The sequence below is a fragment of the Pseudomonas sp. FFPRI_1 genome, assembly GCF_055384485.1.
In genome coordinates this window covers 5,675,644-5,692,902 of record NZ_AP029168.1, presented here as the reverse complement: position 1 = coordinate 5,692,902, position 17,259 = coordinate 5,675,644, and the positions used below count along the sequence as shown (strand labels likewise).

The window sequence follows — 17,259 nt, the reverse complement described above, 5'->3', positions numbered from 1 at the left end:
CCCTTCAGGTGGTCAGTCCGGCCTTTTTCAGCAGCGCTTGCTGATCCACCGGATCGATCTGTTGTGGCGTCAGGAAGCCCTCGGCGTAGCGCTGGTAGATTCGCTGCTCGATGAACAACGCGAACAGTTGCGGATCGATGTGGGCGTCGCGGCACATCATGGCCATGATGTTCAGCGCTTCGCTCAGGGTCTTGCCCTTCTTGTAGGGGCGGTCCGCGGCGGTCAGGGCCTCGAAGATGTCGGCGATGGCCATCATTCGCGCCGGCAGGCTCATCTGCTCGCGCTTGAGCTGTTTCGGGTAGCCGCTGCCGTCCATTTTCTCGTGATGGCCGCCGGCGATCTCCGCCACGCTCTGCAAGTGGCTGGGGAAGGGCAGGTGTTCGAGCATGATGATGGTCTGCACGATGTGGTGGTTGATCACATAACGCTCTTCGGCGGTGAGTGTGCCGCGAGGGATGCTCAGGTTGTAGAGCTCACCGCGGTTGTACTTGTGCTCCGGCACCTGGAGCTTGAAGCCCCAGGGGTTGTCGGGGGCGAGGACGTCCACGGCGCTGCGCTCCAGCAAGTGCTCGGGCCTGTCGGCCAGTAACGGTTCGAGTACCGGTAGGCTCGGTGCCGGGGTGCGTTCCTGGCGCTGATGTTCCTCCCAGGAAACCCCCAGGCGATCATCCAGGGTGCGGCTCCAGGTACGCCGGGCGATGTTCTGCAAGCGCTGCAGGTCGGCCTCGGCCATGAACTCCGTCCCCAGGTTGCAACGGGCGACAAAGGCAAAATCCTCATCCAGGGCCTGCAGGCGCGCTGTACGCTCGGCCGCCTGCTGCTCTTCCTCGGCGCCTTGGGCCAGGGCCTGCCAGTAGTCGATCCAGACGTCGCGCTTGAGCACCTCGAAGCGAGTGCGGATTTCGTGGATGCGGTCGTTCAGGGTTTCCAGCTTGGTGGCCTTGTCCACCACGTATTCCGGGGTCGTGACCTTGCCGCAATCATGCAGCCAGGAGGCTATGTGCAGGGCTTCCCATTCGTCCTCGGTGGGCTGGTAGTCGGCGAATCCTGGGGCCTGGCTGTCGGCGGCGGCCTGCGCCAGCATCAGCGTCAGGGCCGGTACCCGTTGGCAGTGCCCGCCGGTGTAGGGGCTCTTGGCGTCGATGGCCCCGGCCAGCAACTGAATGAAGGAGTCGAGCAACTGCTTCTGCTTGTTCTGCAGGCGCTGGCTCTCGATGCACAGGGTCGCGGTGGCGGACACCGCCTGGATGAAGGCGATGCGGTCCGGGCTGAGCTTGTCCAGGTCGGCCTCGGCGCCACTGTCCACCAAAAACAGCAGGAGCATGCCCACGGTCTCGTGGTGCCGGTTGCGCAGGCGAATGCCCACCAGGTGCGTGCTGGGACTGTCCAGGGCCAGCAGGATGCCTTGCAGGTCGCCAGCCTGGTCGAATCCCAGGGTGGTGACCACGCTGTCGCCACGGGTCAATTGCTGCAACCACTCGGGGGAGTCGCTGCTTGTCAGCCCCAGGGTCTCGATGGCAAAGGCGCTGAGGTCCTGGGGTTGCCCGTCGATGATCAGCCCGTGGGGCTCCAGGTGCGTGCCCTTGCTTTCGCAGAGGTAGATCAGGCCGGCCTGGGCCTGGGCGATCTTCACGGTTTCAAACAGCACCCGTTGCAGCAGCGGATCGAAGCGGGTCTCGGCGGAGAGGCTGGCGTTGATCTCGAAGAAGCTGGCCAGGGTGTCCTTCATCCGGGCCATGGACACACTCAATTGATCCACTTCCAGTACTGGCGAGCGGCGCGATACCGGGTAGTTGAAGTCGAAGCTGCGGATGGCGTCGGCTTCTTGCACCAGGGTGTGCAGCGGCCGCACCAGGATGCGTGAGATCAACCAGCCCAGGGGCAGGCACAGCAGCAGGGTGGCCAGGGTAATCAGCGCGCCTCGCCAGCGCAGCCGGTAGGCGTCGGCCAGCAGTTCGTCCTCGGGCACCAGCAAGGCCAATTGCAATCCGCCAGGACCGCCCTCGGCGATATGAGTGCTGGCAACGATCCAGCTGCGGTCCTGGACCTGCAAGTGGCCGTCCACGGTCTGGTCATGCAACAGCGCCGCGAGCATCGGGTTCAGGTCATTGCCCTTGATCAGGCGCGCGGTACGCTGCTCGGTCAGCAGCCTGCTGCTGTCGGGGTAGGCCACGACGTTGCCCTGATCGTCCAGCAAGGCCACTTCGGTGGTGGGGGTGACCCGGTGCTTGGCCAGGGTGGCGGACAGTTGTTCGAGGGTCAGGTCGGCGGCGAGGACCGCCATCTTGCCGCTGCGTCGGGCCAGGGTCGTGCCGACATTGAGGGTGGAATAGAACACATAGGGGCGGGTCGTGATCTGGTCGGTGTCACCCCGGGCGTTGACGAACCAGTCGCGGGTTCGCGGGTCGTAGCGCTCGTCGGGATGTTCCAGGTGCCCGACCTGCTGCAGGTCGATGTCATAGAACAGCGACTGTGAGTGCACCTGGCCGGTGCTGGCGTCGCGCTCGATGCTCCAGACTTCGAAGGCGCTTTTTTCCGGGGCCTGGCGCTTGTCCCTGAGCTGGGCGGTGCGCAGGGGGCGCACCATGAAGAAGTCACCGTCGGCATAGCCCAGGTACAGCGAGGCCAGGTCGGGGGTGTCTGTCAGCGACTGGCTGAAGGGCTTGAGCAGTGCCAGGCGCTCAGCCAGGTTCGGCGCCTGGGCCGGCTGGGCGTGTGCCAGCAGGCTGAGCAGATGGCGGATGGGTTCATAGGTGGATTTAAGGTCACTGCGCACATCCTGTTCGATGCGCTGGAAGAGTTTTTCACTGCTGCCGAGGATGATGCGGGTGGTCTGCTGGTAGTTGTAGATGCCCAGCACCACACCCGTCAGGAGCAGCAGCAGGGTGAACATCGCACTGATGTGGATGTGGAGAGGAAAGCGACGTTGTACGGGCGCTGGCGTGCTCGGCATTCCAATTCTCTCCAAAGGCACATGAGGCATGGCTCACGACCCAAGCATAGTTAAGCCAGGCACTCCCTGCCCTGACCTTGACTGGAGGGCAGGCAGGCCGGGCAAGCCATGGACGGGAGCTGCGGGGGTGGGGCGTGGCGATCAGATACTGGCCTTTTGATATTGATCTGGCAAGAGGGCCACATCATCCTCGATTGGTGGGGTTGTCGAGCCTTGCAGGGACGGCTTCAGGCAAGGCGCCAGGTACCAGATCGGGCGGTGGATGGGCCTCGATGTGCCGGTGCAGGGACTGGATGAACTGCACCAGGGCCAGGTCCAGCGTGCGGGTTGCGTCATTGATCTGTTCTGCCGCGGCCGGGTCCAGGCAGGCCAGTTCCAGGGATTGGCAGCCACGCTGCAGCGGGCCGGCGCCCACCATCAGTGCCGCCCCCTTGATCTTGTGGGCCAGTGCCGCCAGTTCTCGAGGGCTGTCACGGGGTGTGCGGCCCAGCAATTGTCGATCTTCGTGGCTGCACCTCAGCAGTTCCTCAAGCATGCGCAACCCGAGGGGTGGAACACCCCGAGTCAGGGTGCGCAGGGCGTCGATGCTGAAACTGTCCGTTCTGGGCAGGGGGGCCAGGGACATCAATTGCTGGCTCAACAAGTGCAGGCCCAGAGGCTTGGGCAGGCAGTCGAGCATCCCGGCCTCCCGGCAGCGCTGGACCGTGTGCGCAGCGGAGCAGGCGCTGCACCCTAGCAGGGTGACGGCGGGGCGCTGTTGCAGGTTTTCGCTGCGGCGTATGGCCCTGGCCAGTTGGTAGCCATTCATGATGGGCATGTTGCAATCGATGATCAGCAGGTCGAAGTCGCCGATCTTCCACAGCCGGTATGCGAGCAGCCCGTCCTCGGCACAGGTGACCCGATGCCCGAGCTGTTCCAGTTGTCCCTGCAGCAGCATCCGGTTTGCGGGATGGTCGTCCGCCACCAGGATATTCAGGGGCAGGTGCGGATGCGTCGGCAAGGCTTCCTTGGTGGGGATGGGGGGCATCACCTTGCCGGCCAGCGCCAGCCGGACCCGCGCTTCGCTGCCAGGGCCGTCGCGCCCGTGCAGGCTCAGGCTGCCGCCCATCTTCTGGCACAGGTGATGGCTGATGGGCAGGCCGAGCCCGGTGCTGTCCCGTGGAGACTGGTTTGCCGCATCGACCTGGGCGAAGGGGTGCAACAGAAGGTGGTGTCGCTGCTGCTCGGGGATGCCGATCCCGGTATCCAGCACTTGCAGGAGCAGGCTGAAATACCCCGGGTGTTCCTCGGGCAGCAATTGCAGCCTGATGCGCACCTCTCCCTGGCGGGTGAATTTGATCGCGTTGCTCAACAGGTTGGACAGCACCTGTTTGAAGCGCAGGGCGTCCAATAGAACCAGGGGCTCGGGATCAGGCATCTCGAGTTCGAGATCGAGCCGGAGGGCTTTCTGTTGCGCCAGCACCTGGAACCTTTCCATCACCGAGCGGACGCTTTCTCCCAGGCTGGTCCATTCCTGCTTCAGCGACAGTTGCCCCGACTCGATCCTGGTGAGGTCCAGCAGGTCGCCCAGCAGCTCCCGCAGATCCCGGGCGGTGCCCAGGGCCAACTCCAGGGCCGAGCGATCGTCAGCGTTCGCCGGGGTGCGTTGCACTACCCGTTCCAGCAGGCCGATGAAGGCATTCAGCGGGGTGCGGATTTCATGGCTGACAGTGCCCAGGAACTGGTTTTTCACCTGGTTGGCCTGCTCGACCTGCTGCTTGCCGGCCTCCAGTGTCTGCAGCACCCGGCGTGCGCTACGCAATGCCCGTTCCTGTTGGCGCAGCTGTCGGTACAGCCAGGCCAGGCCGAGCAAGACGGCCAATAGCGAGGCACACAGAGCGATCATGGCGGGTTGCAGGAAGATGTCCGTCATGACCGGCAGCCCCGGAGCGGCCTGGTGAACAGGGGGGGACCCTTCATATCAGCTCATTGCGCTTGGCCATATCCACCAGGACACTCATGGATGTGGTCGCCAGTTTCTGCATGATGCGCTTCTTGTAAGTACTGACCGTCTTATGGCTGAGAAACATGCCGCTGGCTATTTCCTTATTGGTTTGCCCCATGGCGAAAAGTTGCATGATCATCAACTCGCGATCATTCAGCGCGTTGAACTGGGCCAACTCAAAAGTTGCCCCGGGCGCTGCCCGAGTAGCGTGCAATGCCTGGCTGGGGAAATAGTTGTAGCCACTGCAGATGGCCTTGATGGCGCTCAGTAATTCACTCAGGTCTTCCTGTTTGCAGACATAGCCGCTGGCCCCGGCGCGCATGCAGCGGTTGGCGAACAGCGCCGCCGACTGAGCCGTCAGGACCAGGGTTCGCAAGGGTTTGGGCATATTGCTGAAACGCTCCAGAAGCTCCATGCCATCGAGCTTGGGAATGCAGATGTCGAGAATGATCAGGTCCGGTTCGCACTCGCGGACCATTTGCAGCGCGTCGACTCCGTTATCGGTTTCTCCGATGATCTTGTATCGCTCGTGTTCCAGCAGAATACGAATGGCCAGACGTATGACGGGATGATCATCAATGATAAATACCGAGTGCATGCGGGCCTCTTGCCAACCGATAGAAAGTTCGAACAGTAGCCCAGCTGTTGGAGAGGAAATAGTTGCGAAAGTGCTGATGAGGACAATCTAAGACAGGTCCTACATCGAATAAGGGGAGGTATTACAGTTGGTCGTAATTAATGGAAGTCAATTAAGGCCAGAGGGCTGTTTTCCGTGGACGAGAACCGTCCCGGAAGGGGAGCAACAAAGGCCGCCCTCGGGGGAGGGCGGCCGGGGTCTCATGGAGTTTTCTGGTCGATGCCGGCTTGCAGCAACGGGCTGTCACTGTGGCCGCCGACACGCAGCGGGCCCAGATTGAACAACTGGTCCTTTTGCGTGGCGTCGTCCTGTTTGCGGGTCAGCTCGGCGCCGCTGCCCAGGGCCAGGTTGACCGGTGACTTGGACAGGTTGAGCCCGGCGTCGAGGCGCAGGTCAGAACCGGCCAGGGCCGTGCTGCTGACCTTGGAACCGCCCAGGTCGACCGCGCCCTGGCTGGCGCTGATGCGTGCGCCGGTGAGCCGGGTTTGCCCACCCACTTGCAGGTTGACGCCCTGCTGGCCACTGATGCCCGAGGCCTGCTCCACGCTGTCCTTGCGGGTGTGGCTCAGGTCCAGGTTCAGGGTCGGGGTGTAGGTGGTGTTGCCGCTCTTGTCGCCGAACAGCACGCTTTCAGCGGTGTCGGCCACTTTGCTGCCAGTGGTGTTCTTCTCGCTGACCGAATAGCTGTCGCTGGTCTTTGGCCAGAAACGCTGTTTGAGGCCCGAGAGCCGATTGCCCAGCGCATCGGCCTGGTCGGCCAGGTAGTTCTTGGCCTTGTCCACGCCGCTGCCCAGGGCGCCGCGAGGCTCCGGGTTGACGTCGTAGCTGCCACTGCGGCTGAGCTTTTCCCCCAGGCGTTCCTTGGCGTTGCTGGCCTGGCTGAGCACGCTGTCCTTGGCCGAGCCGAGCTTGTCGACGCCCTTGTCGACCGCGTTTTCCAGCTTCTCCCGATGTTTTTCGAAGCCTTTCTCGGCCTTGGCCTGCAGGTTGTCCTTGAGGGGGCCGGCCGGCTTGGCCAGTTTGCTCACCAGGCCTGGTTGGTTCTTCTCCACATCCAGCTTGGCGTCGATGTTGACCTGGGTATTGCGCAACTGGTCCTGGCGGCTTTCGATGAGCAGGTCGCCACCGATGGTCCCGTCGACCCGTTGCGCGTCGATGCGAGCACCGGCCAGGTGCACATCGGCGGCACTGTTGAGCACCACCTGGTCGGCCTTGATCAGGCTGTTGTGCTGGGTCGTGTCTTGGCGCCGGTCGACGTCGACCTTGGCCCGGGCATTGATCCCGCGGTCGATCTTCGGCGAGTCGTGCTCACCGGCATCGGCCAGGGTGGTCTTGCCCAGGTTGGCCCCGGCACCCAGGGTCAGGCCCCAGTTGTTGTGAGCCTGGGTGGACTGTGCCGATTCCTGGAGGACACCGCCCTGGGCCGCGTCGAGAGCCACTTTGCCGGCATCGATCCGTGTGCCCTGCAGGTGAATCGCGCTGTCGCCGCTGGCCTCGCTGCCCAGCAGCACCTGGCCCTGGCTGTAGAGCTGGGCACCGCGTTGGCTCTGGTCCGTTTCGGCGACCCGGCCAATGTTGAAGTTGGCACTGAGGTTGGCTTTCTGGGCACTGCTTTGTTCACTGGTGGTCTTGCCGCCACCGACCGTGAGGCCGCCGCCGAGGTTGCTGCCCTGGCTGCTGTGGGTGTCGCTTGCGGCTTGCAGGTCGAGCTTGCCGCCGGCCTTGAGGCTGATGTCGCCAGCGGGGCGCGCGGCGTTGCCGATTTGCGTGCCTTGCAGCGTCAGGTCGCCGCCGCTGTTCAGCTGGATCGGTCCCTGGCCCTGGAGGCTGGCGACTTGCGCCTGGCTGTCCTGCTGGTTGAGGGTCTTGTGGTCCAGTTGCACCCCGGCGCCGACATTGAGATGGGTGCCGCTGGCCCCCGGTGTGCTGGCCAGGCTCAGGGACGCATCGCCGCGCAGGCTGGTGTTGCTGCTGGCTTGACGGTCATTGGCCTGGTTCAGCGCCAGTTCACCGCCGGTCTTGATGCTGATACCGCCCTGGCCGCCATTGAACTGGCTGCCTTCGAAACGGCCGTCGCCTCCGAGCTGGATATCCACCCCCTGGCTGCCGGCGTAACTGCCGACCTGGGCCTTTTCCTGGGTGCTGGTGACGCTGCTGCTACCGCCTGCACCACTGCCGCGGATGTTCAGGTCTTCACCGGTATTGGTGTAGACCCGCACGCCGGCCTTGGCGTCCAGGGCCTGCTCGCTGCTGCTGTGGGTATTGCTGGCAGCACTGGCCAGCAGGCTGTCGGCGCTGATCTTCACGGCACCGTCGGTGGCGCGGTACTGGGTGCCCTGGTCGTGCAGTTGCCCGGCGGTCCTGACCTCGACCTTGCCCCCGCTCAACTGGCTGACCACGGCCTTGCTGCTGCTTTCGGCAACCTGGCGATTCTGTTGGCTGACATCCACATCCAGGCCGACATTGGGCTGTTCCAGGGCATCGAGCACCCCGGGTTGATGGAACTTGCGCTGGGCCACGCCTTGGATGGCCTTTTCGATCGGCCGGGTGACGCCCTTGTATTCCACGTTGGCACCGACATCCACTGCCCAGTTGTTCTCACTGTGCTGGCTGCTTTCGCTGTTGCGCGCGGCTTTGTTGTCGATCTCTCCAGCGTTCACCGCAAGCGTGCCGCCGGCCTTGACCTGGGCTCCTTCGGTGCTCAGGCGCTTGCCGGCATTGAGGGTCAGGTTGCCGCTGGCGGCGATGCTGCTGGTTTGCGCAGTCGTCTTGCTGCTGCTGTCCTGGCTGCTGTTGTGGGCCACTTCCACGCCGTTGCCGGCCCGGTCCAGGCCGCCGGTGTAGTAGAAGCCGCCACCGGTGGTGGTGCTGTCGCTGTGTTTTTCCTGGGTGTTGTCGGCCGCCAGCAGCTGGATATTTTTCCCGCTCAGGCTGGCGTCGCCGGCGGTGGCCGCAAGGTCGCTGCCCTCGATGCGCAGGTCGTTGCCGGCGCTGACCGCCAGGCTGCCGCCACTGAGGCTGGACGCCTGCTGCCGAGTGCTGTCGCTGCTGTCGTTGCGCTGCTGGTCCTGGTAGCGCACACCGGCCCGGTACTGAGTGGTGCCTGGCGCATTTTCCTTGGCGTAGGCGTCGAAGCCGCGCTCCTGGGTGCTGGTGCTGCTGTGCTGGGTATCCTGCGCTGCGGCGACCTTCACCGAGCCCTTGGCATTGACGTCCAGATGCCCCTGGGCAGCCACTTGCGAGCCGCTGATGTTCAGGTCCTCGGCGCTCTGCAACTTGAGGTTGCTGTCCGAGCGTACCTGGCTGCCGACGGTGGTGCTGTTCTTGCGCTGCTGGCGGCTCTCGTCCTTGGCAATGCCGAAGAACTTGCTGTCCTTGCTGTGGTTGTTGCTGTGGGACGTGTCCTGCACGCCGTCGATGGTCAGCGAACCCTCTTGGCTAATGACGCTGGCCTGGGTCCCGCCACGGGCCTGGCTGCCACTGATGCGCACCCTGTCGGCATGCACGATCAGCTTGCCGTCGGCATTGACCTTGCTGCCCTGGTTCTCAGTCTTGCCCTGGTCGCCGTCGGCATTCTTGCCGAAGAAGCCACCGCCCACCAGGTCGCCGGAGTAGCGCTGGTTGCTCTGGCTTTGCTGGCGACTGGCGCTGTTGATGTCCACATCCTTGGCAGCCAGTTGAATATCGCCCTTGCTGTGCAGTTCGGCGCCCTGCAGTTGCAGTTTGCGCTGGCTGTCGAGCGCCAGCTGCTGTCCGCTCTTGAGCTGGCTGGTGACGCTGCGCTGCTCGCTGCTGGCGGTCTCCCAGTGCTCTTTCCACAGGTGCTTGCGGTGCTGGCCCTGGTCACGCTGGGTGTGGGTCTCGGTGGCAGCGGTCAGGCGCAGGTCGCCGCCGCTGGTGGCTCTCAGGCGATTGCCGGCCTTGATACTGCTGCCCTGGATTTCGGTGTCGGCGCCGGAGTTGAGTTCGGCATCGTGCTGGGCCACCACCTTGTTGCCGTGCTGGCGTGTGTCGCTGTCGGTCTCGGTGCGGTCGTAGGTTTCCCAGGTGATGCCAATGGTGCTGTTTTCCCACTGCTGGCGCTTTTCCTGGAGTTTGCGGCTTTCGATGCTGCTCAGGGTCAGGTTGCGCCCGGCATCGAGCTTGACGTTGACGCCACTGACGTCCGTGGCTGCCAGGGTCAGGTCCCGGGCCCCGTGCAGGTCGATGTCGCCCTCGCTGTGAACCCCGGCGCGCACAGCGTCGAGGCTGTTGTCCAGGGCCTTGCCACGGATGTCCAGGTCACCGGCGGAGTGCAGCTTGACCCCGTCGCGGCCATTCACCTGGACTGCGCCGACTCGTACCCCGGCACCTTCGGCGGTGCTGACGATATTGATCCGCCCGGCCAGCATGGCGCCGAACAGGTTGGCGTCGATGCGTTGTTCCTGGGTACGGCTGGCGGGGTCGACCTTCAGGACCTTGCCGCTGGGGTAGTCGAGCTGGTTGCGGCCGACGGTCAGATTCAACTGGTCGTGGGCCTTGAGCTGGCCCTGGCTGTCGATGCTGGGCGCGATCAGGTTGATCGAGCCCTTTTCATTGAGCAGTCCGCCGCCGTGGATATCCAGCCGGCCTCCGGCGTTCTGGGTATTGAGCCGTTGCAGCTTGTCGCCCTGGAGTTCCGGGCGACCCACCACCAGGCTGGCGTTCGGGGTGTTGATGAAGCTGCCACCGTTGACCGAGATGCCATTGGGGTTGGCCAGCACGAAGTCGGCCGGGGTGCCGAAGATTTCCTGGGCGCCATTGAGTTGCGAGGCATTCTGGCTGATCACTTCGTTGAGGATCACGCTGGCCGCCTGGCCCTGGAACTGTGCGTTGGCCGCCAGTTGTCCGGCCAGTTGCGATGGCCCGTCCCGCAGGGCGTTGTTCAGCACCACGCCCTGCTGCCCGACGTTGTAGTCCAGGAACTGGTTGTGGGACAGGCCGCCGGCATTGGGCGCGACGATGTTGACGATGGGCACGCCGCCCTGGTTCAGCAGTTGCGGAGTGCCACCGGGGCCTTCGACCACGGTGATGCCATTGGCGAGGGCCAGGGGCAGGTGGGCCGCCAGCAGCAGGCCGGCGATGGTCCAGCGCAATGTGCCCTGGGGTGAAAGGTGGAACCTATGAGTGTTGTCCGGCATGAGAACCTCGTTCTAAGTGGGTGAGCCGGGCGTTGCTTTATCGGGTGCAACGGCGCGTGGTGCTCAGGTTCATCGGGTACTTCAGGCTAAATGGCGGTGGATCAGATCTGCAGGCTGATCCTGGCCAGCCAGACTTCCGGTTCCGTTCGAAAGCGCTCCGGAGTGTTCAGGCTGCGTTGGTAATCCAGGTCCAACTGAAGGTTTTTCCAGGCCAGGTTGAGCCCTGCGCTGGCGCCGCTCAGGTGCTGGCTCTGGGCACCGTGCCTGGCCTTGATCCAGCCGTCGTCCAGGCCCAGGCGCGGGGTGATCTTCAGCGGCAGGTCGGTGCTCAGGGGCAGGCGCAGGGTGTTGCGCCAGATCCCGCCGATGGCCCCCGAGGCACTGTTGACGCGGTAGCCGCGAACCGCCGAATCATCGGTCCCCAGCAGTTGTTCGATGGCCGGCAGCGGGTCGGGGCTGTACTGCAGGTTCAACTGGCTCTGCCACTGCCAGCGTTGCTGGCCCCACTGGCCGTTGCGCCACTGGCTGAGCCCGGCGCGATACTTGCGAAACTGGGCCTGGGGCAGGTTGCGTTGCACTTGCTGCGAGTCGCGGTCGGCACCGAACCAGGTCAGCCCCTGGGCGTAATTGACATCCAGGTTCCATACCGCGCTGTTGAGCCAGAACAGATTGAGCCCGGCCTCGGCCACGGTCAGGGTTGGGCTCTGGATCTGCAGATGGGCCTTCTGCAGGTAGCTGTCGACGTCCTTGTAGGCCAGTTGCAGGTTGGCACTGAGCTGGTGGCTCTGATCGCGCCACAGCACCCGGTCGGCGCGGCCGCTGACCATGTCGGTACGCCCGCTGTTGTACAGGGTGGTGCGTGCCAGCTTGAGAGGGGCACGGTACTCGGCGTGGCTGGCGAACAGGCTGTAGGTCCAGTAGCCGTAGGGCACCGAGTAGAACAGGCTGCTGCTGCGGCTGTAGCGCGGGCCGTGATTGAGGGTGTCGCTGTAGTTGAGGTTCAGCGCGTCGTTGATTTGCAACGGGCTGTCGAGGTTGAGGTTGATCGACTGGCGATCACGGCCGGTGCCGGCGCTGCCGAGATTGTCCACCCCCAGCCCGAGCCCCCAGCGGGCTGCCTTGCTGCGCGAGCGCAGGATGATCCGCGAGGCGCCGGGCTGGCTGCCCGGGGCGATGTCGGCGGTCAGGTCCACGGAACGCAGGCGGTTCAGCTGGTCCAGGCCCTGCTCCAGGTCGCGCAGGTTCAAGGGGTTGCCGAGCATTCCCGGGAACGCGCCGCGCAACGACACCGGCAGGCTCTGATCGGCCAGCTCGATGGCTTCGACATAACCTTCCTCTACCAGGATATCCAGGCTGTGGCCGGCCGCCGGGGCACTGGCCAGGTACGGGCGACTGGCGATATAGCCGGCGTCGACATAGAAGCGGGTGATCGCCGCCAGCAGTTGGTTGATCTGATTGACCCCCATGCAGGGCGCCAGGTACGGCTTGAGGTAATCGTTGAGCCGGGCCTTGTTGAACAGGCTGACACCGCCGATGCGGGTACCGCTGAGGGGCCAGCATTGATTGTCGGTGACGCCTTGCTCCGGCAACTGGGGCGTGGCCGGGGCGCCGCCGAAGCTGCCCCGCTGCATCTGCCGCTGGCGCTGTTCCAGTTGCAACTGTTGCAGGTCCCGCTGCTGTTGCTGCTGCAGGCGCAGGGCTTCCTGCCCGGGTTGCAGGTCATCGGCCAACGTCGGCGTCAGGTACGCCAGGCCCAGTACCAGTCCCAGGCAGCCCCAGCCGGTACGGCTGAGAAGGGAACGATCAGTGCGTGATGTATAGGGCACTTGGCATCCTTACTTTAAGAAGAGGAAGTGACGAAAAGCCGACCGCGCAGGCTCAACTAATAGCGTCGCTTCTAGTTCAGTTTTGTGAACCTGAAATACCGTCGACTTGTATGTCGATAGCGAGTGTTCAAGTTCTCGAAAGTGACAGTTCCTGAGTAAGTTCCGAGTCGAGCAGTGCAGCGTCAGGTATGACAAAAGTCTTGAGTAAGATGCAATGAAAACGTTACAGCGCAGGGTGCAATTAATTTTTCCGGGGAGGGCCAGCGGGGAAAATTCCTGTTGAAATCGAGACTATCCGAAACCTGAAAACCGATTTGTACGTAAATTGTAAATGCATAGAAGGCTAACAGTTTTTTACTTACGGCCTTGATTGGCAAGGGGTGTGGCGATGAGCGTGAAGATTTCCAGGTAGGAGGCTTATTTGAGGGGCTGCTGAAATGTTCGGTTTCTATGAGCCAGTCCGGCGATACCGGCCAGCCATGAAGAATGTTCTTTGTTAGTTTCAGTTGTTAATCGAGTAGTTGCTCTATTTTGAGTGAGCAAGATTGGCTAAGGGTTTTCCTTATATCGGCCTGCCGGAACTAGTGCTGATCATTCACAAGGCACTGCAGCTGCTCGGCGCCTATTGCCCCGACCTTTCCCGGGCACTCGGTCCGGAATGCGCGTAGGGGAATCCCTTAGTTGCCGATTGGATGGTGCAAGTCATATCAAGCGCCTGTTACTGCTGGCAGGCGCTTGATCGGTGCGGGTTATTGCGGGCTTGAGCGCCCGGTCATTTCCCGGGCCATTTCACTGGCGTAGCTGTCGGTCATGCCGGCAATGAAGTCGATCATCCGCAGGAACGAGGTGTGCAGCGGCCAGTGCGGGTCCGGTGCATTGTTGCCCAGCAGGTCGAGAATCCGCCGGTTCTTGAACGACGGGGTCTTGCCACCGTGTTGCTCCAGCGCCGCGCCGCAGAAGGAATTGAGCAGGATCTCCAGGGTGGTGTAGGCGCCGATCTCGTGCAGGGTCTTGCGCTTGTCCTGGAAGATCTTGCGGCGCGCCACGTCCTTGGCATTGAGCACGCAACGCTTGGCCGGGCCGTGCATGTGTTCCACCAGGTCGCCATGCAGGGTGCCGGCCAGCAGTGCGTCCTGCTGTTCGACGAAAGCCCGGGCGGCGGCGTTGGTCAGGTGTTCGATGGCCTTGCCCCGAAGGATCGCCAGGCGCCGTCGGCGAGAGTCCCCCGGACCCAGCTGGCGATAGGTTTCCGGCAGGTCGTCGCCCACCAGGCCCAGGAGCAGGGCTTCGACTTCGGCGTACTCCAGCAGGTCCATCTCCAGGCCGTCCTCGAGGTCGATCAGGGCGTAGCAGATGTCGTCCGCGGCCTCCATCAGGTACACCAGCGGGTGGCGGGCCCAGCGCTGTTCTTCGAGCTGCGGCAGGCCCAGTTTGTGGGCGATCTGCTCCAGCAGCGGCAGCTCGCTCTGGTAGCAGCCGAACTTGTGTTTCTTGTAGCCCAGGGAGTCGGCGTGGCGAGCGGTCCAGGGGTACTTGAGGTAGGTGCCGAGGGTGGCGTAGGTCAGCCGGGTGCCGCCGTCGAACTGGTGGTATTCCAGTTGGGTGAGGACCCGGAATCCCTGGGCATTGCCTTCGAAATTGAGGAAGTCCTGGCGCTCGGCCTCGCTCATCGCGTCCAGCCAGCCACGCCCGGCAGCCTGCTGGAACCAGTGGCGGATGGCGTCTTCGCCGGAGTGGCCGAAGGGCGGGTTGCCGATGTCGTGGGCCAGGCAGGCGGACTGCACCACCATTCCCAGGTCGCTGGGTTCGCACCAGTCGGGCAGGGCGCTGCGCAGGGTTTCGCCGACGCGCATGCCCAAGGAACGCCCGACGCAACTGACTTCCAGGGAGTGGGTCAGGCGGGTGTGGATGTGGTCGTTGCTGGACACCGGGTGCACCTGGGTCTTGCGCCCCAGGCGGCGGAAGGCGCCGGAGAAGATGATGCGGTCATGGTCTTTGTGGAAAGGGCTACGGCCGAGTTCTTCCGGGCTGTGCACTGGCTTTCCGAGGCGTTCGCGGTTGAGCAGGGTCTGCCAATCCAAGGCGGGTCTCTCCGAAAAAAAACTGAGGCGCCCAGCTTCCGGGTTCCCGGGCAGGGCTGCAAGAGGGGCGCTGCGCCGGACTGCAAGTAATTGCGTCCGCAACGGGCGAGCCGGGTGGCCGGGGCCAGGTGCCGGTGTTGTCAGCGCCTGCGCCAGCCCTCCCGCGAAGGCGATACAGGATCAAGGGTTACAGGCCGGCGGCATCGATATCGATCAGCAACAGGCGCTGGCCGTTTGCAAAGAACTGCCCGGCCGTCAGGCAGTATTGGTTGCTGGTGGCGTCGCGGTAGGTGCTGGAGAGGATCAGGCGTCGTTCCTCCCAGCCTTCGGCCAGCAAATGATAGAAGTACGGGCGCCACGACCAGTTGTGGCCGACGTAGCTGTTGTCGGCCTGCCAGCCGTTAGGGCGCCATTCCAGGTTGGGTGTCAGTTGGGTGCCATGCCGGTCGCACTGATAGAAGCGCAACAGCCAGGGAAAGGCCTCGACCTCGGGCAACTGGCTGATGGGGGCCTGGGCCTGGGCCCAGGCCTGGAGCAGGCTCATCAGTTGGACCAGTTGCTGGCGCATGCGCATCAGGCGCAGGCGCTCGTCGAGCTTGTGTTGCACATAACGCTGGCGCAACCGAGCAAAGGGCTGGACGAAGGCGTCGCTGGCGAACAGTGGCTCCTGGGCCTGGGCAAACAGGAAACCCTGGACATAGCGCGAACCGCACTCCAGGGCGAAGCTCAGCTCGGACTCGGTTTCCACCCCTTCTGCGATGATCCAGCAGCCGGTCTTTTCCGCCATCTGCGCCAGGGCCCTGACCACGTCGCCGCTGGGACCGCCCCGGGCGGCCGCCTGGAACAGGCGCATGTCGAGCTTGAGGATGTCCGGTTGCAGGGCCAGTACCCGGTCGAGTTGCGAATAGCCGGCGCCGAAGTCGTCGATGGCGATCCGCGCGCCCGCCTGGCGGTAGCGCGCCACCACTTCCGCCAGGCGCTGATTGTCGCCCCCCAGCTCGGTGATTTCGAAGACGACACGCCGTGGATCGACCTGGTGCTGGTGCAATTGCTTGAGGCTCGGCAACGGCTGCCCTGGGCGCAGCCGGCTGATCCAGCGCGGCGAGATGTTCAGGCTCAGGAACCAGTCCGCCGGCGCTTCGTGCAAGCGCCGCAAGGCGTCGGCGCGGACCAGGCGATCAAGGCGGCGCAGGGCGCTGAAGGGGGTTCGCGGATCGCTGAACAGCGGCCCCACGGATTTCAATTGGCCATTGCCCTGGCGTAGCCGGCCAAGGGCCTCGACGCCGGCAATGCGCCCGGTGGCGGTATCGATGAATGGCTGGAAGCAGGCGAGCGGTTGCCCGTCGATCACAGGGCCTCCTTATCAGAGTCTTGTTGGAGTGAGCGCCTGGGTTGCCGGGTGGCCAGGCAGGCGTCGGCCCCTGGGGAGAGGGGCCGAGTCCGGTTGCTTAGCAAGAATGCAGCCACCTGCGCGGCTGATGGAGAAGGAGCGACCGGAGTCGGCCGCTCAGGGTTTGCGCGAAGCGCCTTGCATCGCCAGGCGGATCAGCGGCAGCAGACTGGTGCCCAGGCGCACCAGGCGCGTGAGGCCGCTGACGCCACCGCTCTTGGCGCCCTTGCCGGTGATGAACCCCAGCAGGGTCACCACCGCCACGCCCCAGAGCGGTGCGTGCTTGAGGCCAAAACCTTCCTGCCAGCTTTGGCCCAGGCCACGCACCCGTTGCAGGGGCTGCAACAGTTGCTGGGACTCGTGGCGGATTTCCTGGCGGTGCATTTCCATGCGCAGGCGGATCAGGACCTTGCGCATTTCTCGGCGCGAGGTGTTCTGCGGAACTTCAGGCAGCTTCATGGCAGCAGGCGCTCCCGATCATTGGCCAGTTCTTCAAGGGTGGCATGGAAGGGCGAGGACTCGTCGAAGATCGCGGCCTTGAGGCGCAGGCCGCAGAAGATCGCCGCCAGGGTGTAGAACAGGCACAGGCCGATGATCCCCGCCAGGCGGTAGCTGTCCCACAGCAGGATCAGCACCAGTGCCGACAGCCCCACCAGCAACAGCAGGGCAAACACCAGGGCCAGCCCGGCGAACAGCAGCAGGCTCACGGTGCGTGCTTTCTGCTCCTGCAACTCGATGCCGAACAGTTCGACGTGACTGTGCAACAGGCCCAGGACCGCCGCCCCGAGGCGCCGCGAAGAAGCGCTCGGACCGCTGCCGGACGCCGTGGATTCACCGATAGCCATATCAGCGCCGCGTCGCCAGGAGGCCGATCAGGAAGCCCACGCCGGCGGCGATCCCAACCGATTGCCAGGGGTTGCTCTGGACGTAGTCCTCCGCCGCAGTAACGGCCGCCTGGCCGCGCTGGCGCAGGGAGTCTTCGGTCAGTTGCAGGGTTTCCCGGGCCTTGAGCAGGCTGTCGTGGATTTGCTCGCGCAGTTCATCGGCCTGGTCGCCAGCCAGGGTCGCGGTGTGTTCCAGCAGACGCTCCGTGTCACTGACCAGTGCCTGAAAATCCGCCATCAGTACTTCTTGAGCCGTCTTTGCCGTTTTGCTGGCCATGGGTCTATCTCCGTAGTGGCTTGTGAGAGCTATGAGTGTGAGCCTCGGGTGAAGGTTCACTGTAATTG

Annotated in this window: 10 protein-coding genes; all 10 read right to left on the bottom strand. The window is 64.0% G+C overall.

Translation table 11 applies throughout. From position 1 onward, the window contains the following. Positions 1–4: 4 nt before the first annotated feature. Positions 5–2,953 carry an HD domain-containing phosphohydrolase gene (locus tag ACZ5BO_RS25155; RefSeq protein WP_464696860.1) on the bottom strand — a complete coding sequence of 983 codons (2,949 nt, stop codon included), beginning with the start codon at positions 2,951–2,953 and terminating at the stop codon, positions 5–7. Positions 2,954–3,137: 184 nt separating this feature from the next. After that, complete coding sequence (locus tag ACZ5BO_RS25150) at positions 3,138–4,865, bottom strand: response regulator (RefSeq protein ID WP_464696859.1); 1,728 nt, start codon at positions 4,863–4,865, stop codon at positions 3,138–3,140. 43 nt (positions 4,866–4,908) lie between these two features. Next, positions 4,909–5,535: a response regulator gene (locus ACZ5BO_RS25145; protein WP_464696858.1), complete on the bottom strand. Its 627-nt coding sequence runs from the start codon at positions 5,533–5,535 to the stop codon at positions 4,909–4,911. A 239-nt stretch (positions 5,536–5,774) separates the two neighbouring features. Further along, a complete protein-coding gene (locus ACZ5BO_RS25140) occupies positions 5,775–10,733 on the bottom strand; it encodes a hemagglutinin repeat-containing protein (protein ID WP_464696857.1) in 4,959 nt (1,652 codons plus the stop codon). A gap of 101 nt (positions 10,734–10,834) precedes the next feature. Next, complete coding sequence (locus tag ACZ5BO_RS25135; RefSeq protein WP_256244282.1) at positions 10,835–12,502, bottom strand: ShlB/FhaC/HecB family hemolysin secretion/activation protein; 1,668 nt, start codon at positions 12,500–12,502, stop codon at positions 10,835–10,837. An 806-nt stretch (positions 12,503–13,308) separates the two neighbouring features. Further along, positions 13,309–14,640 (bottom strand): deoxyguanosinetriphosphate triphosphohydrolase, encoded by a 1,332-nt coding sequence (locus ACZ5BO_RS25130; RefSeq protein WP_025127213.1) that lies wholly within the window; start codon positions 14,638–14,640, stop codon positions 13,309–13,311. Positions 14,641–14,827: 187 nt separating this feature from the next. Then, a complete protein-coding gene (locus ACZ5BO_RS25125; RefSeq protein WP_025127214.1) occupies positions 14,828–15,991 on the bottom strand; it encodes an EAL domain-containing protein in 1,164 nt (387 codons plus the stop codon). A 156-nt stretch (positions 15,992–16,147) separates the two neighbouring features. After that, a complete protein-coding gene (locus tag ACZ5BO_RS25120) occupies positions 16,148–16,489 on the bottom strand; it encodes a hypothetical protein (protein ID WP_464696856.1) in 342 nt (113 codons plus the stop codon). Further along, on the bottom strand, positions 16,486–16,875 hold the full coding sequence (locus tag ACZ5BO_RS25115) for a phage holin family protein (protein WP_025127216.1): 390 nt from the start codon (positions 16,873–16,875) through the stop codon (positions 16,486–16,488). The genes ACZ5BO_RS25120 and ACZ5BO_RS25115 overlap by 4 nt, the downstream gene beginning before the upstream one ends. Before the next feature lies 1 nt (position 16,876). Next, positions 16,877–17,191, bottom strand: coding sequence for an ElaB/YgaM/YqjD family protein (locus ACZ5BO_RS25110; RefSeq protein ID WP_011062506.1), 315 nt, complete (start codon positions 17,189–17,191; stop codon positions 16,877–16,879). Between the last annotated feature and the right edge of the window lie 68 nt (positions 17,192–17,259).

Coding starts and splice junctions, on each gene's coding strand:
- ACZ5BO_RS25145 (WP_464696858.1), bottom strand. CDS start 5,535: ATGCACTCGGTATTTATCATTGATGATCATCCCGTCATACGTCTGGCC.
- ACZ5BO_RS25110 (WP_011062506.1), bottom strand. CDS start 17,191: ATGGCCAGCAAAACGGCAAAGACGGCTCAAGAAGTACTGATGGCGGAT.
- ACZ5BO_RS25120 (WP_464696856.1), bottom strand. CDS start 16,489: ATGAAGCTGCCTGAAGTTCCGCAGAACACCTCGCGCCGAGAAATGCGC.
- ACZ5BO_RS25115 (WP_025127216.1), bottom strand. CDS start 16,875: ATGGCTATCGGTGAATCCACGGCGTCCGGCAGCGGTCCGAGCGCTTCT.
- ACZ5BO_RS25140 (WP_464696857.1), bottom strand. CDS start 10,733: ATGCCGGACAACACTCATAGGTTCCACCTTTCACCCCAGGGCACATTG.
- ACZ5BO_RS25155 (WP_464696860.1), bottom strand. CDS start 2,953: ATGCCGAGCACGCCAGCGCCCGTACAACGTCGCTTTCCTCTCCACATC.
- ACZ5BO_RS25150 (WP_464696859.1), bottom strand. CDS start 4,865: ATGACGGACATCTTCCTGCAACCCGCCATGATCGCTCTGTGTGCCTCG.